This is a genomic window from Orenia sp. (assembly GCF_055140805.1).
In genome coordinates this window covers 1-23,535 of the sequence record NZ_JBSQYM010000034.1, presented here as the reverse complement: position 1 = coordinate 23,535, position 23,535 = coordinate 1, and the positions used below count along the sequence as shown (strand labels likewise).

18 protein-coding genes and 1 riboswitch are annotated in these 23,535 nt (G+C 30.4%); of the genes, 2 read left to right on the top strand and 16 right to left on the bottom strand.

Annotated elements, in window-relative coordinates; genetic code table 11:
- Positions 1–137: 137 nt before the first annotated feature.
- A complete protein-coding gene (locus ACTCDL_RS05260) occupies positions 138–2,435 on the bottom strand; it encodes an alpha-amylase family glycosyl hydrolase (RefSeq protein ID WP_463174594.1) in 2,298 nt (765 codons plus the stop codon).
- A 370-nt stretch (positions 2,436–2,805) separates the two neighbouring features.
- On the opposite strand from ACTCDL_RS05260, the gene ACTCDL_RS05255 reads away from it, so the two are divergent.
- On the top strand, positions 2,806–2,979 hold the full coding sequence (locus tag ACTCDL_RS05255; protein ID WP_463174591.1) for a hypothetical protein: 174 nt from the start codon (positions 2,806–2,808) through the stop codon (positions 2,977–2,979).
- 22 nt (positions 2,980–3,001) lie between these two features.
- Here ACTCDL_RS05255 and ACTCDL_RS05250 read toward each other — a convergent pair whose 3' ends face one another.
- The 14 genes from ACTCDL_RS05250 to ACTCDL_RS05185 all read right to left on the bottom strand — a co-directional run bounded on the left by ACTCDL_RS05250 (position 3,002) and on the right by ACTCDL_RS05185 (position 21,035).
- Complete coding sequence (locus ACTCDL_RS05250) at positions 3,002–3,451, bottom strand: hypothetical protein (protein ID WP_463174587.1); 450 nt, start codon at positions 3,449–3,451, stop codon at positions 3,002–3,004.
- Between the two features lie 87 nt (positions 3,452–3,538).
- Entirely contained in the window at positions 3,539–4,690 is a 1,152-nt protein-coding gene (locus tag ACTCDL_RS05245) for a LysM peptidoglycan-binding domain-containing protein (protein WP_463174585.1), read from the bottom strand.
- A 538-nt stretch (positions 4,691–5,228) separates the two neighbouring features.
- Positions 5,229–5,528, bottom strand: a complete 300-nt coding sequence (locus ACTCDL_RS05240) for a DUF2103 domain-containing protein (RefSeq protein WP_463174581.1) — start codon at positions 5,526–5,528, stop codon at positions 5,229–5,231.
- A gap of 262 nt (positions 5,529–5,790) precedes the next feature.
- Positions 5,791–5,985 (bottom strand): DUF350 domain-containing protein, encoded by a 195-nt coding sequence (locus ACTCDL_RS05235; protein ID WP_463174578.1) that lies wholly within the window; start codon positions 5,983–5,985, stop codon positions 5,791–5,793.
- A 241-nt stretch (positions 5,986–6,226) separates the two neighbouring features.
- Positions 6,227–8,053, bottom strand: a complete 1,827-nt coding sequence (gene pepF, locus ACTCDL_RS05230; protein WP_463174574.1) for an oligoendopeptidase F — start codon at positions 8,051–8,053, stop codon at positions 6,227–6,229.
- A 410-nt stretch (positions 8,054–8,463) separates the two neighbouring features.
- Positions 8,464–8,976: a DUF5698 domain-containing protein gene (locus ACTCDL_RS05225; RefSeq protein ID WP_463174572.1), complete on the bottom strand. Its 513-nt coding sequence runs from the start codon at positions 8,974–8,976 to the stop codon at positions 8,464–8,466.
- A 134-nt stretch (positions 8,977–9,110) separates the two neighbouring features.
- Positions 9,111–10,028: a homoserine O-acetyltransferase MetA gene (metA, locus tag ACTCDL_RS05220; protein WP_463174568.1), complete on the bottom strand. Its 918-nt coding sequence runs from the start codon at positions 10,026–10,028 to the stop codon at positions 9,111–9,113.
- 67 nt (positions 10,029–10,095) lie between these two features.
- Positions 10,096–10,203: riboswitch (SAM riboswitch) on the bottom strand.
- Between the two features lie 391 nt (positions 10,204–10,594).
- The gene (locus ACTCDL_RS05215) at positions 10,595–12,352 is read right to left on the bottom strand and encodes an EAL domain-containing protein (protein ID WP_463174596.1); all 1,758 of its coding nucleotides are present in this window, start codon (positions 12,350–12,352) and stop codon (positions 10,595–10,597) included.
- Positions 12,353–12,654: 302 nt separating this feature from the next.
- Positions 12,655–13,803, bottom strand: coding sequence for a YibE/F family protein (locus ACTCDL_RS05210; RefSeq protein ID WP_463174567.1), 1,149 nt, complete (start codon positions 13,801–13,803; stop codon positions 12,655–12,657).
- A 162-nt stretch (positions 13,804–13,965) separates the two neighbouring features.
- On the bottom strand, positions 13,966–15,531 hold the full coding sequence (locus ACTCDL_RS05205) for an alkaline phosphatase (protein ID WP_463174566.1): 1,566 nt from the start codon (positions 15,529–15,531) through the stop codon (positions 13,966–13,968).
- Between the two features lie 216 nt (positions 15,532–15,747).
- Positions 15,748–16,974 carry an EAL domain-containing protein gene (locus ACTCDL_RS05200; protein WP_463174565.1) on the bottom strand — a complete coding sequence of 409 codons (1,227 nt, stop codon included), beginning with the start codon at positions 16,972–16,974 and terminating at the stop codon, positions 15,748–15,750.
- A gap of 374 nt (positions 16,975–17,348) precedes the next feature.
- Positions 17,349–19,082 carry an EAL domain-containing protein gene (locus tag ACTCDL_RS05195; protein ID WP_463174564.1) on the bottom strand — a complete coding sequence of 578 codons (1,734 nt, stop codon included), beginning with the start codon at positions 19,080–19,082 and terminating at the stop codon, positions 17,349–17,351.
- Between the two features lie 235 nt (positions 19,083–19,317).
- Positions 19,318–19,740: an HPr family phosphocarrier protein gene (locus ACTCDL_RS05190; protein ID WP_463174561.1), complete on the bottom strand. Its 423-nt coding sequence runs from the start codon at positions 19,738–19,740 to the stop codon at positions 19,318–19,320.
- Between the two features lie 287 nt (positions 19,741–20,027).
- Positions 20,028–21,035, bottom strand: a complete 1,008-nt coding sequence (locus ACTCDL_RS05185) for a YeiH family protein (RefSeq protein ID WP_463174559.1) — start codon at positions 21,033–21,035, stop codon at positions 20,028–20,030.
- A 263-nt stretch (positions 21,036–21,298) separates the two neighbouring features.
- Here ACTCDL_RS05185 and ACTCDL_RS05180 point away from each other — a divergent pair, with 263 nt between their 5' ends.
- Positions 21,299–22,204, top strand: a complete 906-nt coding sequence (locus ACTCDL_RS05180; protein ID WP_463174558.1) for a LysR family transcriptional regulator — start codon at positions 21,299–21,301, stop codon at positions 22,202–22,204.
- A gap of 31 nt (positions 22,205–22,235) precedes the next feature.
- Here the strand turns inward: ACTCDL_RS05180 and ACTCDL_RS05175 are convergent, their stop codons facing one another.
- Positions 22,236–22,790 (bottom strand): hypothetical protein, encoded by a 555-nt coding sequence (locus ACTCDL_RS05175; protein ID WP_463174556.1) that lies wholly within the window; start codon positions 22,788–22,790, stop codon positions 22,236–22,238.
- Between the last annotated feature and the right edge of the window lie 745 nt (positions 22,791–23,535).

Here is a 23,535-nt window from a genome sequence, read left to right as displayed (position 1 = left end):
TAGCTACGGGTTTTAACCCGTAGTGTAACATATCACCATCACCACAGGTTGAAACCTGTGGCTAGTAAATTTATCATTATAAAAAGTGTCGCACTATCACTACATTGTATCACTTTTCTATTAGCATAAGATTTGTATTAACAACCTAAAATTGCTCCTGTCAATTTTGGTACTCTCAGTTTTACTCTTCCATCTATAAGGCTATATTCTCTATCATTTAATAGATTTATTATCTTGTTACGATTAGCCAAATTATAACTACTTAAATCTACTTCAAACTCTGCTTCCTCTTCTTTACAATTTAAGATAATAAGCAATTCTTCTTGACCATAGCTCTTAATATAAGCCCAGATTCCCCTTTGATCATCAACAATTATATCCTCTCTCTCACCTAAACTTAAAGCTAAGTGATTCTTTCTAGCACTGCATAATCTTTGATAGAAACTATATAATTCCTTATCCTGCTCTTCTCCCCATAACATAAAGTTACGAGAATAATCATAGACAATTGCTCCTGTATTATCGTCTCTACAGTCATTTGCTTGGGATAATCCCACTTCTGTCCCATAATAAATAAACTGAGTACCCGCTAAAGTAAACTGACAGGTTGCTGCTAACTTTAATCTTCTCTTATCACCTTTTGCTTCCCATAAAAAGCGGGTCATATCATGATTATCTAAGAATCTACATAAGATAAATTCATCTTCATAATATTCATTTAAATAATCTAAATCATCTTTAAATTCTGAAACACACTTGCTACCATGAATAAATAGTTCTCTAAAGCTCCAAACTAAAGAAAAATCAAAACAACCATCTAACTCTCCAGCAAATTTATTTGTAATACCAGGTCCTTCCCAAACCTCACCAAATACATAGGCATCAGGTTTAACCTCTTTAAGAGCTATTCTAAATTCAGTCCAAAAATCATGGGATAACCCATAAGCATAGTCCATTCTTAAACCATCGAAATCGTAAGTTTCTAGCCACTTTAGTAAATGCTGATAAATAGTATATTCTCTAGCTTCTGCATAATCATTATTGATGTAAGGTAACTCTTTTAAACCAAAAAAGCCATCATATTGCTTAGGCCACTGAGTAAATTCAAACCAATTATAATATTTACTATCTTTATCCTGTTGAGCCTCAATAAAGAAAGGATGCTTATTAGAACAATGATTTGGTACGAAGTCTAAAATAATCTTTAATCCTTTATTATGAGCTGAATTAATCAATTTTTTAAGTAAGTTAGCATCACCAAAATGCTTATCAATTTCCAAAAAATCTGTTATATGATAGCCATGATAGTATAAGCCTTCATAAAGTGGTGATAGCCAAATAGCCGTTGCACCCAATTTCTTAACATAATCTAATTTATCAATTATTCCTTGTAAATCTCCACCTTGGTAGGCAAAAGGATCAAGACCTAAATCATAGTTATTAGTTGGATCACCATCATAGAAACGATCAATCATAATATGATAGACTATCGCTTCCTTAGCCCATTGAGGAGTCTGATAATCCTGTACTAGATAAGAGAAATTACTTGCTTCTGCTAAAGCTTCTTTACTGTCAGCAAAATATGACATACCCTCCTGACTATTATAGCCTTCAATAATATATCTAACTCTAACACCCTCTTGCTGAGGAGCAATCTTAGTTTCCCACCAGTCAATCAACTCTTCTTCAGCTGGAGCTACTTCTGTATACCTTCTCTTCAACTCTAAACAAACTCCATTTATTACCTTACCCTGTTTACCTTTAGGTAGAGTACCATCAGTAGTATAATATAAGTACATTTTATCTACCAATTTTCTCTGACTACTAACCCTAATAGAAACCTCATCATTTATTGTTGGCAAATTGGGAGAATAGTTATAATTATGAAATACTTTGGTGTTAAAAACCGTTTTCTCACTCACGTCAACAAAAGACCTCATATTATATGAATGGTAGGGACTTTTTCTTCTACTCTCATCCCATAATGATACTGAAGAGATTAAGTTATTTAAGGACTGCTCCCTTACCTTGTCAGAAACTTCTTGCTTGCTAAGATACTTCTTCAGCTCATCTTTACTAGGAATTTCTGCTAGTTGCTGCCCAGTTTGAGTGTCATAAACTCTAGTTTCCAAACCATTTGTCATTACCAATATAGGAGCAGGAGTTGAAAGCAATCGGGAATAAGATAGCATCTTTTTCTTTACTTCTGCATTCAATTCTTCATTCCCAGCTCTAACAGAAATAACCAAGCCAGGTAAGCCATTAACACTAACAAGTAATTCGGCATTAATATATACCTTCCGCCTACCCTTTTCTACTAACAGCTTTGCATCAGATTCTATATCTGCTAATTGATAGCCCAGTTTATATAAATTGGGTAATAAATATCTCTTTTTAACTCCCTCTCTATACTTCAACCTTATGATTTTATTCATCTAAACCACCCTTTATTAAAAGTTTTCCCTAAAAGCTTATCTACAAAACAAAAACCCCGATTAATTATTAAAAAATTTTTAATAATTAACCGGGGTTCTTTCTAGAAAGATTGCCCTCAAATTTTTGCATTTAACCTAATTATATAATTTATAATAAATTATATCAATGTTTTACTATAAAAATTTTTAGAATTATTTTATTTCTAATAGTAACTTATTAGACTACAAGAAGAACAAATCTAGAGACAAAATTAAAGAAGTAATTAATATTAGCAACTATTAGTTATTTTTACTAACATCTTTAGCATAACTTTGACAAATACTATAAATAAGCCTTAATAAATACCTAATATCAAGGAGGATAGCTAAGATGCTAGACTATACAAATCTAACTGGACTAAAAAAAATAGTAACAGATTTAGAACGAATTCAAACCCATGATGTCAATAATGTTAGGTATATTAAAGAAGATGAATTAGATGGTGTAATTAACCTCTTACAAGCCATTATCAATACCAAAGAATTTAATAAAAAAATTAGATAGCCTTCTTCAGACTACCCTATCATTAATAATAAAAACTAATCAAAATTAAAGCATTAAAGGCATAAGCAAACTCAAGTAATCCGATACAAAACTGCAATCTCTGTTGCTTACGGTAATCCCTTCTAATAAATTTGATTCTCTTCTCAAAATCCTGTACAGAATTTATAGTTACTTTTTTACTTAATCTAATTATAGTCACTATAATTAGGATATAGCTAAAAAGATTGATTAAAGGATAACTAGAAAAGATAACTATATTGGCTGTATAGTATAATACCAATAAAATATAAAGTAGTGTACTACTAAATTTCATCATTAAGAAAGGATTCTTGCTCTGACTGATTAGTTTTAATTGAAATTTGATCTCTTGATATTCAACAATATAATGTTCAAAACTCTTCTCATTGGCTTTTAATTTGGCAATAGTAATTACTATGTAAATTATTGATAACAATCCTATGTATTCTTTCATTAAATAATCCTCCTTAAACTAAGTTCCGAGGGGTTCAACCCTCGGAACATTTCAACTCTATTGACTAAACAGGCTTTATAAAATTCATTAATAAGTTAAAGGATCTTCAGCAGGGTTATAATCCTCATAATCACTATCTTCTAATAAATCATCGTTATTCTTCTTTTTATTATTATCATCATCTAAATTGGACTTTAACTCCTCTAACTCTTTCATTAATTCATTATATTTTGCTTCCATTTCATTAATTTTCTTATCTTGTGATTCAATCTCTTTTGCCTGTGCTGTAACCTTACGTTGATAGTCTTGAATCTCTATTCCTTCCATAAAGTTTTCATAGTCTTTTGGATAAGGAATATTTGATTGTTCACTGGTTAACTGATAAGCTCTAAAGACCAACCTAGTAATATCTTCTTTGCGCTCTTTATTGGCTTGATAAGAGATATTTGATACATAGTAGAAATAAGCTGGGTAATTAATTGCAAAGGAACTTTGTTTAGGAATATAGATCTTTTCATTTGGGTAAATCAAATTAGGGTTCTCAATATGCTTGTTCAAATTTAATAATAAATCTAAAGAAACATCATATTTTTTAGCTAAATAATATAAGTTATCTCCTTGTTCAGCTGTTACCACAAAAATATCGTTGAAAGAATCTACTCCTAAAGTTAAATCCAAATAATCCTTTACTTTCTCACCTAAAAGCCCCTTCTCTATTATATTCAGTCTATCTTCTGAAATCATCTTACCTGCTTTAATAGTATCAATCCACTCTGGGTTATAATCCCATCTATTATTACTAAAGTCAATATCCATATTCAATGGTGGAAGATTGGCTAATAAATAATTTGCTAAGCCAATTAATGTATCTACCTTCCTTTTAGCAGCCAACTCATAATCATTAGCTTTATTCTTTAACTTCTCTTTAAGTTCTTCATCTTTAAAAGAGACTGCTTTTTCACCACTTTCAAAAGTCTTCTGTAACTCTACATCTCTGTCTATTTGAGCAGCCAATAAGATTGTCTTCAAGTAAAGAGATTTTGCCAAATATTCTGAGTATGATAAATCCTCTAAAATAATCTCATCAAAATACTGTTCCGCCTCTGACCAATCTTGATTTTCAAAGGACAACAACCCTTCCTTATACTTCTCAAAAGGCAGTCCATTAGCAAAAACAGTCGAGCTACTAAAGACAATAGATATGACCAAAGCAATCAGTACTCCAAACTTCTTCTTCACCAAAAAGCCTCCTCCCTCTAATATCCCTATTAATAAAAATTTAATTAGTTATAATAATTTTTCAACTACAACTAACCTAATATCTATATTTTAATGAATTTAATTTATAAATTTCCAAGTCTACAGTGTAATTTAATGGGTATATAGCGAAACTTTATTTAAGTGTGAGTGTGAGTAAACCATAACACTAAACCACTCACACCCACACTCACACTGACACTAAAATGTCACATTATCTTTCTATTATTTCACTCTAAAGTTGGATATCTATATAATTCCATTTTATTATACCTCAATTAAACGTTAATCTAATCGATTATTAAAATTTATAGTATAAATTGATAGTCTTTATAATTTCTACTTAAAATTGTCTTATATATTTCTATTCTACATAATGATTGTATTTCCTTTAAAATCATTCAATTTGATATCTTAAAATTAATTGGTTATACTAGATAATTATGGAGTCAATCATGCAAATAAAAGTAGCTAGTGGTATTACTGACTTTAATAAATCAACTCAGTAATACCAACAATACTACTTTACAGATTTTATCTCTTTAATTAACTTCATAGCTCCATCTACATCATCAGTTACTACAAAAACCTCTTGAATAGATGAACTATTTTTAGCTAGAATTTTAATTCCACTAGAAGTAGGATACTTTAACTTAAGATGTGGTGGAATTCCACTACCACCACGGCGATTAATCCTACCTGGAATTATACTCTTAATTATATCTAATTCTGCTACTTCCTCTAATAAAGGCAGAATATCCTCTATAATAGTGTGTTCTTGTTTAATTTTATTCGCTCTATATTTATTATCTTTTCCCATCTTCGCCACCTTTCCTTAATTTTTATATAATTATACCTAGATTCACAATCATATAATATATCTATATTATATAATAAAACCTTTAATTATCCAAATCATTTATTAATACTGAAACTCTTCTATTACATAATTTTATAATAAAACAGACAATAAACTAAAAAGACACCAAAAATGGCGCCTTTTTGAATATAATCTTTATTGTATTTTCTCCAATATAATAAATATATTTATTTAGAACACCTATGTATTTCTTATTAGCAGATTAAATTATTGAGGCTGCTACTATAATAGCCACCGCAATAAAAATTCCTGATACTACTACACCAGCTGCAGTATTTCCTTTTTGAATCTCATCATCTAACTTAAAAGGAGTAGCAATATCAAAGATTTTATAACCTAATAGACATAAAACAATCCCAATAACTGAATACAATATTGTTGATAAAATTGGATTCATAATTTTACCTCCTTTCTCTTTAATAATTATGTATTGCCTATTCAATTTAATAGAATAAATTTCCACTTATAACTTACCTATTAATTTCTTTAAAAACATAATAAATACCTTCTTTTAGAAAAACTTAGTCATAAAATAAATTTATTATTCCTTAATTAAGATTAAATTAACTTGCTAGTCTAAAAGTAAAGACGCCCTTTAGCAGGACGTCCAAAAGGTTCATCTTTAATTTTTATCAGTATTATACATTACTCACTGCTAGAACTAACTCTTTCATCTCTTCAACCAATTCTTCAAAAACCTTTAAAGCCTTTTCGATAGGATCAGGTGTAGTCATATCTACTCCTGCTTGTTTTAGTAATTCAATTGGATAGTCTGAACTTCCACTTTTTAAGAAATTCAAATATTTATCTACAGCATCTTGACCTTCCTCTAATATTTTTTGGGATAAGGTGATTGCAGCAGAAAAACCAGTAGCATATTGGTAGACATAGAAGTTATAATAGAAATGGGGAATCCTTGCCCATTCAATATCAATCTCATCATCTACTACAATACTTTGCCCATAATACTTCTGATTTAAATCATGGTATTCTTTTGCCAATAACTCCGGAGTTAAGGCTTGCCCTTGTTCAGATAAATCGTGGATAGACTTTTCAAACTCTGCAAACATTGTCTGGCGATAAACAGTTCCTCTAAACTGTTCTAAATGGTAGTTTAAGATATACTTTCTCTTCTCTTCATCCTCTGTAGTCTTTAACAGATACTGCATCAGTAAGGCTTCATTTACTGTAGAAGCAACTTCAGCTACAAAGATACTATAATCTGCATAAAGATAAGGTTGCGTCTGATTAGAATAATAGGAATGCATAGCATGACCTAGTTCATGGGCTAAAGTAAATAAATTGTCGATACTATCAGTATAATTCATCAAAATATATGGATGGGCATCATAACAAGAGGCTGAGTAAGCTCCACTTCGCTTACCTTTATTCTCATAAACATCAATCCAGCTACTCTCAAAGGCTTCCTCAATCACCTTCAAATACTCTTCCCCTAAAGGTTTTAAAGCTTCTAAAATGATCTCTTGAGACTCTTCATAAGTAACCTTCATCTCTACATCCTTAACAATAGGAGTATATAAATCATACATATGTAGCTGATCAAGTTCTAAAGCCTCTTGGCGTAAATCAATATATTTATACATAGAATCTAAATGCTTACTAACTGTATCTATCAAATTAGTATATACCTCTACAGGAATCTTATTTCCAGCTAACGATGCTTCCAAAGCATCTTCATAATTACGGACCTTTCTATAAAAAATATTCTTTTTAACATTAGAACTTAAGGTCATAGAAAGGGTATTCTCTAGCTCCTGATAAGAACTATAATATGCCTTAAAGGCATCACGACGGATATGACGATTTTTATCCTTTAATAAGTCAATATAGCGACCATGGGTAACCTCAATCTCTTCACCATCTTCACCTGTGATAGTAGGAAAAGCAATATCAGCATTATTAATCATCCCAAAAATATTACTAGGACTCTGGGTCACTTCACCAGCTAAAGCGATAATCTTCTCCTCTTGGGGACTAAGATAATGTGACTTTTGGCGCATAATATCATCTAAATAATGTTGATATAACTTTAAATCTTCCTTCTCTGCTAGGTAAGATTGCAATTTATCGATAGGAATCTGAATAATCTCTGGTACCATAAAAGAAGTGATGCTAGCAAAATTGCTATATAAAGCTTGGATTCTTGCCTTCATCCCTTGATATTTATTTACTGTGGTATTCTCATCGTTCTTTCTAGCAGCATAGCTATAGAGCTTTTCTAAGATTCTATTTAGCTCCATACTTAAATTTAATCCTGCTAATAAAGTATCAGCAGATTCACCTAACTTTCCTTGATATTTTTCCATTTCAGATACTCTACCTTTGATCTGATTAAACTCCTCTTCCCAACTATTATCATCCTCATATAACTGACTTAAATCCCACTTATAATCTTCTGCTATCTCTTCTCTAGTCTTTAAAGTCTGTCTTTTAGATTCTTCCATAGCTAATCACTCCTTAAATATAAATTTTTTTAATTATCTAGACAGAATATCATCTGATTCTAACACTAGCCCCTTCAAACATATTCTAATCTTCTAAAAGTATTTATGATTAATAATGTATTATTTTTAGACATTGTGCTAATTTAACCTTGTATAAATAGTACCTTATTATGGGTATATTACGACACTTTTCTTAAAGTGTGAGTTATTAGTGTGAGTGTGAGTAAAAATATTAATGACAGCTCACTCACACTCGCACTGACACTGACATTAAAGTATCGTAATTCATTCTATTGTATCAATTCATTTTATAGCATAAACCATTATCATTATTCTTTTATATATATTTTATTATAATTCTACTTGAAAAACAATTTCCCCTGTGATAAATTACCATAAAATATTAAATCTTATTTCTTCAAACTATATAAGTAATTCTTGCTAACTTTATTTAGGCTTTGAAAAGATATTAAAGTATCATATTCTAAATCATTAATGATCTTCTCTAACTCATCCTTTCTTTTTTCTTCTAGCAATACATTAATTATATCCATTTTAAAATCTTCTATCGACAAAGTTGCTTTAAAGCCTGCTTCCTTTATTAACCTCAATAAATCATATGAATTATCTTTGAGCATAATTGTAGCCTGTAACATCTCTAAATTTAGCCTATCCTCTAAATTCAAACCTAAAATTGTTCCACAAGAAAAACCAGCACAATACGCAATAACATTAAAAATATTTCCTGTATCTTGGATTACCTTACTGACTATTAAGATATATATTAAAACTTCAAAGAAACCTATGATAGCAGCTCGATACTTTCTTCTGCTAACAACCATCCTAGTTCTTAATGTTCCTAACGCAACATCAACTGATCTGGAGATAAAGATTAATAATGCCCATAATATAACTTTTACCATAAACTCGCTCCTTTATTCTCTTTTTGATTAAAAATATTCTTCAAATTAAACTAAGCTATACTTAAAATATACTACTTGTGAATTTTAAATATTAATAAAAAAAGGATGAAACCTTTGAGGTTCCATCCCTTAACTTATTCCATCTTATTTAAATTATATGGTGTTTGTTGATATACATAATAGTTAAGCCAATTTGAGAAGAGTAGATGAGCATGAGCTCTCCAGTTAACTATTGGTTTTTGAGTAGGATCATCATTAAAATAATAGTTCTTAGGGATTTCAATCTCTAAGCCTTTATTAACATCCCTCTCATACTCCCATCTTAATGTATCCTTATCATATTCAGAATGACCTGTAACAAATATCTGCTTTCCATCTTTACTAGCTACTAGATAAACCCCTGCTTCCTTTGACTCTGCTAGAATTTCAAGTTCATCAACCTTCTCAATATCCTCTCTTCTAACCTCTGTATGGCGTGATTGTGGTACTAAAAAATCATTATCAAAGCCACGCAATAATTTTACCTTGCTTTTATTAATATTATGAGAAAATACACCAAATAACTTTTGATCCAAGGGATATTTGGGAACATCATAATGATAATAAAGCCCTGCTTGTGATGCCCAACAGATATGAAAGGTTGATGTCACATGATTCAGACTCCACTCCATAATCTCTTCTAGCTCTTCCCAATAGTCAACCTCTTCAAAAGGCAGCTGTTCTACTGGAGCACCAGTAATAATTAATCCATCGAAATTCTCATCCTTTATCTCATCAAAGGTCTTATAAAAGGTACTTAAATGCTCCTCAGAAGTATTTTTGGCATCATGACTTTTAGGGTGTAATAATACAATATCTACTTGCAAAGGACTGTTTCCTAATAATCTTAGTAATTGAGCCTCAGTAACCTCTTTTAGAGGCATCAAATTCAAGATCACAATCTTTAAAGGACGAATATCTTGGTGATAAGCTCTACTCTCCTTCATTACAAAGATATTTTCCTGCTCCAAAATCTCTGCTGCTGGCAAATTATCTGGAATATTAATCGGCATTGCTACTCACTCCTTTTAAGTCTTAAAATAAAAAATTCTCTTCTTAAGAAGAGAATTGAATTTACTCCTCTTATCTCTCAACATCACATGGATATTGCTGGAATTAGCACCTTCCTTTTAAAAAGGGGGTTGCTGGGTTTCATCGGGCCAGTCCCTCCACCACTCTGGATAAGAATTATATTCTTTTTCTACAATAGTAACATATATTATCAGCTGTGTCAATTCTTTATTAACCAACTTATTGTATACAATAAGTTGGTTTCTTATCAAATATTTTATTAGACTTTAGATATATATAGATTGAATTAAAGAATTTCATTAATCAAAAAATCAAATTATTTAGCAACTAATCTAGCTAATTTAGACAAATTTAAAACAAAATTGATTCTAAACTATTAATTTATTCTTTTGTCTTTAATTCGTGCGATTCGTGTTAATTTGTTGCAAAAAAGATTTTGAATTCTTTAAGAAAAACATTAGTTCAACTTATATAATTATTACATTGTCAATAAGCAAAAACAAAAAGATAGCTTTACGCTATCTCAAAAATAATAATCAATATTCTTTTAACTTCTACGCAAATCCCGTTGATAGTTACTACCCTCCATCTTCTTGACACGTTTTTTAACTTCTGCTGCAATATCACTTACCTTCAAATGACTACTAATTTCTCTATATTTATTACTAACAATAGCTATTGAAATACTTACCAAAGGAGTCTTGCAAATATTCCCTTGCCTATCTTTGGTAACAATATATCCCTGTTTCCTATCCCTTTCATTAAAGAATTTCTTAATCTCTAACTCAAATATATCAATTATACTCTGGCTGATCACCTCATCTTTATCAGGATCAGTAACTATTACAAAATCATCTCCACCAATATGCCCTACAAAGTCATCCTTATTACCAACATGCATCACAACTTCTTTTAATAGTCCAGCTGTATAACCGATAACTTCATCACCTTTTTTGTAACCATAATAGTCATTATAGGCTTTAAAGTTATCTAAATCTATATAAAGGACTGAAAAAACCTTATCCTTTGAAATCTTCTCTGTAACCTCTCTTTCAATCATCATATTACCAGGTAAGTTGGTTAGAGGATTTAAATTTTTGGCATGCTCAATCTTTAATTTTGAGAATTTATCTAGTAAATTTTTTATAGATACCACGCCTAAGTATTTATTATCTTTAGTAACTATTATACAATCATATACATTATCAATATTTCTATCCATAGCCTGAGCAGATACCTCCTCAATAGGAGTATCATCATCTACTATTAGAGGATTTTTATCCATAATTAGGCTCACTGATCTATCAATAAATACTGAATAACCATAACGAGTTCCTAGTCTAGAAAAGATTTTATCCTTCATCAATAGACCTACTGGCTTTTTCTCATCTAAAACCACTATTTCCTGTAAATAATTATCCCCCTCAAACATTTCAATCACCTTATTAGTCTTAGTATCTAAATTTACTGAGACTTGCCTCTTTATTAATTCTCCAATAACAACTCCAACTAAAGAATTATTTTTTACACTATTATTCTGATTAATATATTGGCTAATCTCTATATCATTTACTAAATCCTCAGCAGATTCTGCAATGAAGTGACCTTGTCCATAATCTACTCCTATATCAATTAAGACTTTCAACTCTTGCTCAGTTTCAATTCCCTTAGCAATCACCTTAAAATCTATTTTTTGAGCAAAATTTACTATTGCTTCTAATAATGATAACTTAAGGTGGTCTTTATCCACACCATGAATTAAACACTGTTCTAATTGAATATAACCATAGCAAATAGATGGAATTGTCTTTAGTCCATTATACTCCCCCCTTAGATTATCTATAGCAACTTTACAACCCTGATCCATATAGAAATCTAATAATGTTTTAAATAATTCTTGATCACTTAAAGATAATTTCTCTGTTAATTCCATGACAACATTATCTTTTGAAAAGAGTATTAATTCATTAAAATCATCTTTAAATTTCCTTAAAAAACCTTGATTAAAAGGAGTACTAGAATCTATATTGATAAATAACTTTTGCTTCTCTTCAATCTCTTCAATCTTTAATAATGTATTCTTACGACAGATATTTTCCACATCAGAAACTAATCCATACCGTTTAGCTTCAGAGAATAATCTCGTATCATCTTCTAAAATATTACCCTCTGGTCCTTTAGTTAAGGTTTCATACCCTAATAAAATCCCATCCTTTAAGCTAATAATAGGTTGAAAAAATATTCTTATATTCCTTGTCCTTATTATTTCCTGTAAATTTTCAAATATAGGATCTCTCTTAGACACAGTATTCAAAATATATTCCTCCTATATTAACAATCTTTTTTTGGTAAATTATCTTCTGACCTATATTACAATAGAGTTTCATAGCAAACATTTACAAATTAGATAATACTATAATAACAGATAAATATTAAGATATGGTTATAAATAGATTAATAACATGTTAACAAAGACTTAATAGGTATCTTTTTATAAGTGTAAGTTGGTGTGGGAGTGTGAGTGAAATTCAATAGAAAAGCACTTCACACACACTCAAACGACTCACTCACACCGACACGGAAGTGTCGCATTATCTCTAGAAGATTTCATTTTAAACTCACTGATTTACCTTCTCTTATTTTATTAAATATACCTTTAATATCAATTGAATATATCCATCCAGCAAAAAAGGCTGTAATAGGTGCTACTAATACCAGACCAATACTCCCTGTTAATGTACGTAAAATCTCTGCAGATACCATTTTAAAGTTCAACATTCTACTAAGGGTGGAATCCTTGGTCATAAATAACATTAATAAGGTAAGATATCCCCCAGAATAAGCCAATAATAAGGTAGTTGTCATAGTACCAATTACTGCTCTTCCCACATTAAACCCAGATTGAATCAGCTCTGCTCTTTGAATATCAGGTCGTTTAACTTTTATCTCTTCCATAGAAGCTGCAATATCCATGGCAATATCCATCGCAGCCCCTGAAGCTCCAATTACTATAGCAGCATAGAAGATGTCTTTCATATCCAAGTCTAGATGACCACTAAATAGCAAGGTCTCTGCAAAGGGGGATGTCATCCCTATTAACTCTAAGTGATTACCAAAAAAGACTGTAATCCCTATAGTAATGGTCAGACCTGAAATGGTTCCAACAAAGGCAGCTAATCCTTTCTTGTTAAATCCAGCTACTGCAAAGATAATGATAGCAGATAATAATAATAAAATTATCGATGATAGCAATAAAGGATTTTTACCCTCTAATAAGCCTGGAATTAAAAAACTCCAAATCAGATATAGACTTGCGATAAAAGAAAACAATGCTTTAACTCCTGTATATCCAGCATACCAAACTAATAAGGATACAAATAAAATAAAAATAATTAATTCCCAATTTTGCCGATAGAGATCTATAGCTTTGGCACTGATAATTTGATTATTCTTCTCTAAAAGAGCTACCACTATCTTATCACCCTTCTTATAATAATTATCTATACTTAGTTTACCCAATAAATTATTTGAGGCTGATATCTCTTTACCTTGATATCTTCCCTCAATAATTCTGACCTGCAGAGTTTGGAAGCCAATCTTGGAAATACCAGCTTGGATCATATCACTATCATCAGTACCTAAAACAATAGCTCTAACCTCTAAATTTCCAGCTTGATCTTTAGAGTGGGCATTAAGAAATAATCCGACCATCAATAGAATTACTCCTAGCATCACTATTATTTGTAACCTCTTCATTTAAACCACCTCAGATAGATTTATAGTCTTTAAGAAAGTATAAATAGTCGGGATTGAATCCCGACTATTTATTTTAATAAAAGGTTATATTTTTTTATCAATGACTAATCTTATCAATTTTTAGCTATATAAATTTCAAGTTAAGATTGAATAAGATAATGATTATTTGCTTAGCTGAACTGCCATTACTTCTGCCATTGTTTTAGCAATCTCTGTATTATCTTTATATCCACCAAAGCTATCTGCTCCAACACCTACAGCAGATAATGGAATTGAAGTTGCAGAGTGAGCATAAGTAGTCCATTGTAAATTAGCTCTCTCTGATAGTACATGCGTTGTGGCGATTGCTACTGGATCATAACCACCATACTGCCCAGCAGAAGTTTTCTGACCTCTATCTACCATATCCATATTCTTTTCAATTTCAGCCTTCTCTTTAGCAGTTAAATTTCTTAACCCTAAATTTTTAGCAATATAATCAAAAAATTTATCTCTATCACCATCGTACTTACCTTCTCCATAGTTTAATACATCTGCAGTAGAAACTTTAGCATCTGCTAATACATCTACATTCAAGAAATAATTCTTAGCAAAACCTAAACCAACCCCACCTGTTTCATGGTCACCAGCTACCACAATCAAAGTCTCTTTTGGATGAGCTTGATAGAACTTATAAGCTTTACTAATAGCTCTATCGAAGGCTAAAGTATCATGTACCATCCCAACAGGGTCATTTGCATGGGCTGCATGGTCAATTCTTCCACCCTCAATCATCATAAAAAATCCATTATTATACTGAGATAATACATCAATACCCTTTTGCGTCATTTCAGCCAAACTTGGCACCTTGTTCACATCTCTATCGATCTCATAAGGCATATGACTATAAGTGAAAAGAGCTACTACCTTGTCTTTACCATATGGTACAAATCTTCTAAAGCTACTAGTATCTGCTTCAGATACAAAAGTATTATAACCTTTATTTTTAAATTCCTTAACCAAATTTCTATTATCTTTCCTTTTAGACTTTAACTCTCCACCTTTAGGAACAAAATATCTATAACCACCAGCTGCTAAATATTTAACTCCACTCTCTACATATTGAGCAGCAATTTGATTCTCTTTATTTCTATCATCTATATGTGTTGCAAAAGTTGCAGGAGTAGCATGGGTCAATCTAGTAGTAGAGATTAAACCTGTAGCCATTCCTTTTCCTTTAGCTCCCTCCAAAAGAGTTTTAAGCTTAGTCCCATCTGGCAATTCAGAAATTACTCCATTATTAGTCTTATATCCAGTTGCCAATGCTGTTCCTGCTGCCGCAGAGTCTGTTACCAAGGAATCAGCAGAGTATGTAGTATTAATTCCTGCTACTGGAAACTGATCCATTACTAATTTGGCATCTTCATTTTTACTTTGATACTTCAAATAATATTCTGCTAACTGACGTTGAGCTGGTCCTAAACCATCACCTATAAAATAAAATACATATTTAGGAGCCTTAGCATTCAACTTTAAAATATCACCAGGATAAATTAAAGTAGCATCATTAATATTATTGAATTCAATTAATTTCTTGATACTTACTCCTGTTTTAGCTGCAATTTTTGCTAAACTATCACCTGATTTAACGGTATATGTATTTGCAGCACAAGCAATACCACTCACCAAAACTACTAAAGATAAAACTAACACAAATAATGAACTTCTTGATAATAAACCTCTTTTCAAAATTATTCTCCTCCTTATAATCTTATCTAAAGTTTAGTATTTTAAGAAGCTCTACCCAGCTTCCCAATTTAACTCTTATTATTCCATACTCCTATTACAATAGGTTTAAAATAATATTAATTTTTTGTTAACATATTCTTTAAATGATTTTCTAAATAACTTCTTAAATATAAAAAGGGTGGTTGCTAGATAGCAACCACCCTTTTTATATTTATCTCATATTACTAACTTTTGAGAAAACTTCTTAAAATAATTCATACCTGTCTGAGCAATTATACCTGAATCTAAACAAAATTTTAAAAGTTTTTTAATAGAAACAGTCCCAAAATAATTATCATCTTTAGTAATGATTATACAATCATATAAATCTACAAAATCTCTCTTTATAGATTTATCGATTACCTCTTCTATCACCGTATAATAGTCAACCTTTAATGGTGTCTTTTTGATAATAGGAAGTATAGCTTGAGTTTGTTTTAAATTACTATACAAAACTTGATCCCTAGTTATTAGACCAACTAACTTTTCATTATCTAAAACTACTAAACTTCCTAACATTTTATCTCCTTTGAAAATATCTATGACTTCGTTCATATCAGTCGAGATATCTACAGTAACATTTCTTTTAGAAATCTTTCCAATAATATTTGACTCTAAAAGTTCTTTATTCTTCTCCAAAATGTAATCTACGATATCTAAATTACAAGCAACCTTCTGCTGGGGTCTAGCAATTAAATATCCTTGACCATAATCAACTCCCATAGCCAACAGGGTATCTAATTCAGCCATCGTTTCAATTCCTTCGGCAATAACTTTAGAATTGATTCTTCTAGCAAATCTCATAAAGCTCTCCAATAATGCCTGTTTAATTGGTTCTCTATCAATATTTTGAATCAAAGATCGATCTAATTTGATATAATTATAAGAGATAGAGACTATTGATTGTAATCCTGAATATCCTGCTCCCGTATCATCTATAGCAATTTGATAGCCTTGTTGCTTATAATGATCTAAAGCTAGACTAAGACCTTGATAATCATCAATACAAGTGGTCTCTGTCAATTCAATTACTATATCTTCTTGAGAGATATGTATATTATCTATAATCTCTTTAGTTATACCAGCTTTAAAACTGTTATCATAAATTACCCCTGGATCAACATTAAGAAATAACTTAGTTCCAGTTGTTATCGATTCGCTATTTAATAAAGCCTTCTCCCGACAGACTTGTTCTAAGCTAAAGAGCATATTATACTTTCTAGCTAAAGTAAATAATCTGTAAGGACTCTCTAATTCACTACCTTCAGGTCCCCTACTCAAAGCTTCATAACCTAATATTTGACCATTCTTTAAATCAATTATAGGTTGGAAAAGAGTTCTTATACTCTTATTATCAATAACCTTCTTTAAGTCTTCTAAAAGAATCTTATCTTTGTTATCCATACTCTTTCCTCCCAATTAATAATATAAGTTAGTTTGCTAAAAACTTAACCATCTTTATTAATTATATACATCCTGAAATTATATATTTAAATTATTAGTAAAACTAATTCTGCTATAAATAATTACTATCAGGCTATGTTAGATCTTTAACACCATAAAGTAAAGAGAATAGAAGTAATATTTAATTATAGAAACTGGTCTAATCAATACTTTTCAGTATTATTATTCCATAGTATTGTTAATAGAACATAAAAAAATGTTAAGATTTAGTTAAAATCAATTTGATCAATAATATTTCCAATCATCATATCCATATAATATATTTAGGCCAACATTTTAACAAAGCTTTGAGTTACTACTCCAATAAAAATAAACTATTTCCTTAATTTAATGAAAACGCTTCCTTCTTTTTCCTGAGCAGAATCTTTTAGTTCAAGAGCTATATCACTAATTTGACGATAGTTTATAATATCATTATTGTGATTATCTATGATAGCTATTGAGATAGATGTCAGCGGATATTCCTGACTATCACTATTACTATCTTCAGTTATCAAATATCCCCTACTTATATCTTTTTTATCAAAGTACTTAATAATTTCTTTATCAAAATTTTTAATTATATCTTTACTAATCAGTTCATCTTTATCAGGAGTAGTGATTATTATAAAATCATCTCCTCCAATATGACCTATAAAATCATCATTATTACCGAGTTTAGCCAAAATCCTCTTCAATAGATCTGCTGTAAGGGCTAAGACTTCATCCCCTTTTTTATAGCCATATTTGCTATTATATGGTTTAAAATAATCCAAATCTATATATAATACTGAAAACAACTCCTGCTTTTCTAAACGAGTAGATACTTCCTTTTCAATAGATAGATTACCAGGTAAACCTGTTAACGAATCTACTCCTCTAGCCTGTTCCATCTGCAATTGAGCCAATCTATCCAATAACCTTCTGATAGAAGCTATTCCTAAATATTGCTTATCTTTAATTACTATAACCTCATCATAAATATCTTCAACATTACGTCTCATTGCTAATTGTGCTACCTGTTCAATTGATTCATCTTCATTGACAATTAAAGGTTTCCCCTCTATTATTGTACTTACCTCTTTGTCCAAATAAGTAGAGTAAGCATACTGTGTATCCATTTTAGAGTAGAACTTATTTCTAGTTAACAAGCCAATTGGGTTACTTCCAGATAAAATCACTATATTTTGCAGATACCTTTTCTTTTCAAAGATATCAAATATAGAACTTACTTTATCATTAATTTGAACAGTAACTCCTTCATTAATTAGATGGCCAATCTGGCTGTAATTTCTATTTCTATAAAATTCTCTTTTCTTTTCTAAGATATAATCTACAATCTCTAACCTATCTACTATCTTTTGATTTGGCCTAGCTATTAAATAACCCTGACCATAATCAACTCCCAATTCAATTAAAGTCTTCAACTCTTGCTTACACTCAATACCTTCTGCTATAACCTTAGCACCGATCTTTCTTGCAAAATTTATCATAGACTCTAATAGGGAGTACTTCACCATATCTTCGTGAACATTTCTTACCAAAGATAAATCTAACTTAATATAATTATAAGAAATAGAAACAATAGATTGTAGACCTGAATAACCTGCCCCTGCATCATCTATAGCCACCTTATAACCTTTAGCTTTACATCTTTGCAATGCTTCTCCAAATTTATTAAAATCACGGATATGGGTCTTCTCAGTCAATTCTATCACTATATTCCCCTGAGAAATCTCTATATCCTTTATAGTACCATTATAAAAATCATAGATCATAGTAGGATCAACATTAATAAATAGCTTACAGTTTAGATCAAAAAGTTTAAATCTATCAATTGATTTATCTCTACAAATTCTTTCTAGTTCCTCTATTTTATTAAATTTAATAGCAGTAGTAAATAGACTTGGAGCACTCTCTAACTGACTACCATGAGGACCTCTACTTAAAGCCTCATACCCTAATACTTCTCCATCGCTTAAACTAATTATTGGTTGAAATAAAGTTCGAATATCTTGATTTTCTATAATTTTATTTAATTCTTCTAATAATGCTTGATCTCGCCCCATCACCTTTTTTCTTCACCTCCGTCACTTATACATGAAAATAGATAGTAAGATTTCCCTATATTCAATAATTTTCCTCTTCTATCATACAAAATATAACAACTCCAATTCAATTTGCCATTCTTTCTTATTATGCTTTATTCTAGATAAATATATTAAAACCTTCTTGGGCAAATAATTTTCTATAAAAAATGAGTTGGGTTATATAACCCAACTCATTTTTTATATAATTAAAGATTTAAATTATATCTTCATCTACATTTACACCAATTGATTTCATAGTCTTTCTAACACCTTTGCCAATCATTGAAACAACCTCAGCCGGATTTGGTACAGTATATTTAGATATTTCATCTCCTAATTCCTGAGCTACTGCCTTTTTATCTTGTAAATGGCTCAATATCCTTAGCTTATTCTCAATTAAATCGGCAATTCTCTCTACAGCTACTTTGGCGTCATTACCTTCAGCTTGAATAATCAACTCTTCTCCATCTTTAACTGCTAAACAAATCAATCCCAAGATACTCTTAGCATCTGCTTCTTGATTATTTTTGATTATCTTAATTCTAGAAGCATACTTCTCCGCCTCTTCTACCAAAATAGATGCTGGTCTTGCATGGAGATTAAACTTATCTTTAAACCTTACCTTTCTTTCAAACATCTCTGTTTCCCCCTTTTTTCAAGTAGCCCCTCACTAAAAAAGTTATCCATAACCAAATTCAATAAGTAATAGCTAAAAAATATTGCTAAGATAAAATTAGTAGTAGTTTTGATAGAACTATTATCAGGTATCTTGGTTAAATATTAATTTTTTATAAAAATTATCTCTATTAATTATATTATACATTTGCTGATAGAATATTGTCAATCTTATCTAAAATTAAGGTTGATTAAAAAAGTAGGTCGAATTTTTCGACCTACTTTTAGCTCTTACCATATATTCTATTTTTATAACATCGATTTAATTAAAAATGTCATAAGAAGCAGTTGCCCTAAAAAGATACATCCACCTACTAGCAATGCCTTAGGACCCTGTTTGAGCAGGCTCGATAATTTTATCTTTAAACCTATCCCTGCCATAGCAATTATTAATAATACCTTACTTAAAGACTTTAAAAAGCCACTAATAACCTCTGGAATAATTCCTAAACTTCCTAAAAGACTAAATATAAAAAAGCCAATAATAAATATGGGTAAGGATAACTTACCTTTAGAGTCTAAATCATTACCTCTATTAGAAAAAGTAAATAATAAAACTACTGGTGCTAACATTAAAATCCTACCCATCTTCACCACAGTAGCCAACCTACCTATCTCTTCATTTATAGAAAAGCCAGCTGCTACTACTTGACCTACAGCCTGTAAAGTCCCTCCAATCATCAGACCACTACTTGCTTCTTCTAATTTTAGTAAATGTACCAACAAAGGTAAAAGAAATATACCAATAGTTCCTAAGAGATTAACAACCCCAATAGATAAACCAATCTCATCTTCCTCCTTAGATACAATTGGTGCTACTGCCGCAATCGCTGATGAACCACAAATTCCATTTCCTACTCCTAACAGAGTACTAAAACTAGGTGATAAACCTAATAATCTACCAAAAAGAACTCCCATCCCGATAGTACTAAAAACCATAATTACAATAACAATAATTGCAGAAAACCCCAGCTCACCTAGAACAGATAATTCTAGTTTAAGCCCCATCAACATAATGGCTAAGGAGAGAATCTTCTTCTCAGCAAAACGGATTCCTATAGCATACTTACCACCTAAATCAAAGATATTCCCTATAATCATTCCCAACAAAATGGCTACAGTAACTCCACCTAAATTGGGTATCCAACCTGCTAAATACCTCCCAATAAAAGCAATGATAATTGCTAAGATTAAACCAGGTAGCTTTTCAGTTATTGACTCCCATTTACTAGTTTCATTATTTAACTTCTTATTCACTCAAAACACCCCTTATATCATTGATTATTCTCTTAGTGTTTTTTAATTTTTATAATGATAAATTTACTAGCCACAGGTTTCAACCTGTGGTGATGGTGATATGTTACACTACGGGTTAAAACCCGTAGCTAAAACTTAAAGTGTCCCAATATATCCATTAATTGATAACATCATCTCTACTTATATTTTAATATTCAATTTACTATTAGTAAAATAGTATGATATTATTAATTATATAAGTAATTACTTATAGGAGGAGTCTAATGAATTTAAACCATAAGATTAATTTAAGGGAGATTAAAATTTTTACAACAGTCTGTAAAACAACTAGCATGTCTGAAGCAGGTAGGCAATTATATATGACTCAGCCTGCTGTTAGTCAAACAATTATAGATTTAGAGGAGAAATTACAGGTTAGATTATTTGAGAGAATGAATAAGAAATTAATTTTAACCTATGCTGGCAAGATACTTTTGAAATATAGCAAACGGATAATTTTAATTATGGATGAAGCGGAGAACACCCTAGAGGATATAGCTAATTTAAAGATTGGAAAGATAAGGGTAGGGGCTAGTATGACTATTGGTACCTATCTACTCCCTTCAATCATTAAAGAATTTAATACTAAGTATCCAGAGATAAATTTAAATCTGATTATAGATAATACAACTGTAATTGAAGAGAAGATTCTAAATAATGATATCGATATCGGGCTCGTAGAGGGGCTTATTGGAGCTAAAGATATTCTCTTTGACTCTTTTTATCATGATAAGCTCTTTTTAATCTCTTCTAAGGATAACCCCCTAGCCCACAAGAAGATAGTTGAAAGAGAAGATATCAAAGATCAGCACTTTATCAGTAGAGAAGAAGGGAGTGGAACTAGAGAGATAATTGATAAAATTATGAACGCTTATAATATAACCTATCAAATCAAACATACTCTTAATAATATAGAGGCTATTAAAAAAGCTATTAAAAATAATCTAGGAATCTCTATTTTACCAGATATTGCTGTGAAAGAAGAAGTAGCACAAGGTGATTTGATAAAATTAAACCTTAGAGATATTCAGTTTAAAAGAAGCTTTAATATAATTTATCATAAAGATAAGAACTTAACCAATCTACTACAACAATTTATAGAATATATTAGAGATTACTCTGATAAATAGGAAAACAAGGGCACCTTAGCCCTTGTTTTCTCTACTCTAAATTCAGATAAGATTTAACCTCCATCTTAGCTTTATATTCAGTTAATTCTTCTAAGAAACCATTAATCACTATCTCCTTACCTAAGTACTTATCTAAAGAATGATAAGTAGTGGCATCTAATCTAATGACCTTCTGCTCTTTAGTCAATAAGACCAGACCATCCTTATCTTCTTCTAAAACTCCCAAGATAGAGACCTCTTTATAATCTAAGTTATACTCAACATCATATAATTTTACCCTGAACTTACCTTGAGTTAATTTTCCATTAGGATTCAAATCTTCAACTTTTCCTGTTAAAGTTAAGGGCAATCCCTTTAGATTTCTCAATCTATCCTTCAAATCTCCAGTAATTAGATATCTATTTCCATTATAACCTTTAAAGATTAATAAGCTGATTGTTCCTGTTCCCTTTTCATAGATAGTTCCTCCTAAGCTTTGGTAACCCTCTTTTAGCCCTTCAGTCATTATTTTTGGAGAGCTCATAGCATATACAGTAAAGGTAGTCAATAGTGTGATTAGCAGACTTAGTATTAATAATTTTTTCATTCAACTTGCCCCCCTTTTTTTTATTAGTTATTATTTCGATAAATTATAACTCCTGTCTTTTCAGGTAAATTAATTGTTAAGTTAACCTCTGAACCATCACCTGTGATTTTATAATATTTTAACACCACTCCCTAAAAAATAATTAATATTCTAATTAATCAAATAAAGAAGAACTAAAATATTTTCCTTTTTAAATTCCCTTTAAGAATAAACTTACCATATTAAACTTCGATACTTATATTAAACTTTCCTCTTTGTTATTAACTATAATTTATTTTAAAGTAATTATCTGACAATATTATTTAGTATAAAAATAATAAAGAAGCTAAGGTTTCCCTTAACTTCTTTATATATTTATAATTTCAAGGTCCTGTTGACCTAATATCTTTTTTTAGAATTCTCTTCTTTCTTCTCTTTTATAGCTTTAGCTACTTTCTTAGCCTCTAATACAGTCAACTCACTTTGAAAATCATAATAATAAGACACTTTATCTCCTCCTTCTTTGTTAATTTTAATTACAATCTTTAAAATATATATTTTAATTTATTCAATAATAGAACTAAAAAATATAAATTAACAGTAATTAATATCTTAAGAAGAAGATGAAAATCTGTGGATTTATAAATTTAGAATTGAACTTTGTGGATATATTGCGACACTTTTTTGAGTTGATAGTTGATAGTGTATAGTGGATAGTTAAAAGATTAAAATCCTTATGTTTTAAGTTTTTGAACTTAACTATAAA

What these genes read in the sequence shown, in the direction of transcription:
- ACTCDL_RS05260 (WP_463174594.1), bottom strand. Translation starts at nt 2,435, where the DNA reads ATGAATAAAATCATAAGGTTGAAGTATAGAGAGGGAGTTAAAAAGAGA.
- ACTCDL_RS05255 (WP_463174591.1), top strand. Translation starts at nt 2,806, where the DNA reads ATGCTAGACTATACAAATCTAACTGGACTAAAAAAAATAGTAACAGAT.
- ACTCDL_RS05250 (WP_463174587.1), bottom strand. Translation starts at nt 3,451, where the DNA reads ATGAAAGAATACATAGGATTGTTATCAATAATTTACATAGTAATTACT.
- ACTCDL_RS05240 (WP_463174581.1), bottom strand. Translation starts at nt 5,528, where the DNA reads ATGGGAAAAGATAATAAATATAGAGCGAATAAAATTAAACAAGAACAC.
- ACTCDL_RS05235 (WP_463174578.1), bottom strand. Translation starts at nt 5,985, where the DNA reads ATGAATCCAATTTTATCAACAATATTGTATTCAGTTATTGGGATTGTT.
- pepF (WP_463174574.1), bottom strand. Translation starts at nt 8,053, where the DNA reads ATGGAAGAATCTAAAAGACAGACTTTAAAGACTAGAGAAGAGATAGCA.
- ACTCDL_RS05225 (WP_463174572.1), bottom strand. Translation starts at nt 8,976, where the DNA reads ATGGTAAAAGTTATATTATGGGCATTATTAATCTTTATCTCCAGATCA.
- metA (WP_463174568.1), bottom strand. Translation starts at nt 10,028, where the DNA reads ATGCCGATTAATATTCCAGATAATTTGCCAGCAGCAGAGATTTTGGAG.
- ACTCDL_RS05210 (WP_463174567.1), bottom strand. Translation starts at nt 13,803, where the DNA reads ATGAAGAGGTTACAAATAATAGTGATGCTAGGAGTAATTCTATTGATG.
- ACTCDL_RS05200 (WP_463174565.1), bottom strand. Translation starts at nt 16,974, where the DNA reads ATGGATAACAAAGATAAGATTCTTTTAGAAGACTTAAAGAAGGTTATT.
- ACTCDL_RS05195 (WP_463174564.1), bottom strand. Translation starts at nt 19,082, where the DNA reads ATGGGGCGAGATCAAGCATTATTAGAAGAATTAAATAAAATTATAGAA.
- ACTCDL_RS05190 (WP_463174561.1), bottom strand. Translation starts at nt 19,740, where the DNA reads ATGTTTGAAAGAAAGGTAAGGTTTAAAGATAAGTTTAATCTCCATGCA.
- ACTCDL_RS05180 (WP_463174558.1), top strand. Translation starts at nt 21,299, where the DNA reads ATGAATTTAAACCATAAGATTAATTTAAGGGAGATTAAAATTTTTACA.
- ACTCDL_RS05175 (WP_463174556.1), bottom strand. Translation starts at nt 22,790, where the DNA reads ATGAAAAAATTATTAATACTAAGTCTGCTAATCACACTATTGACTACC.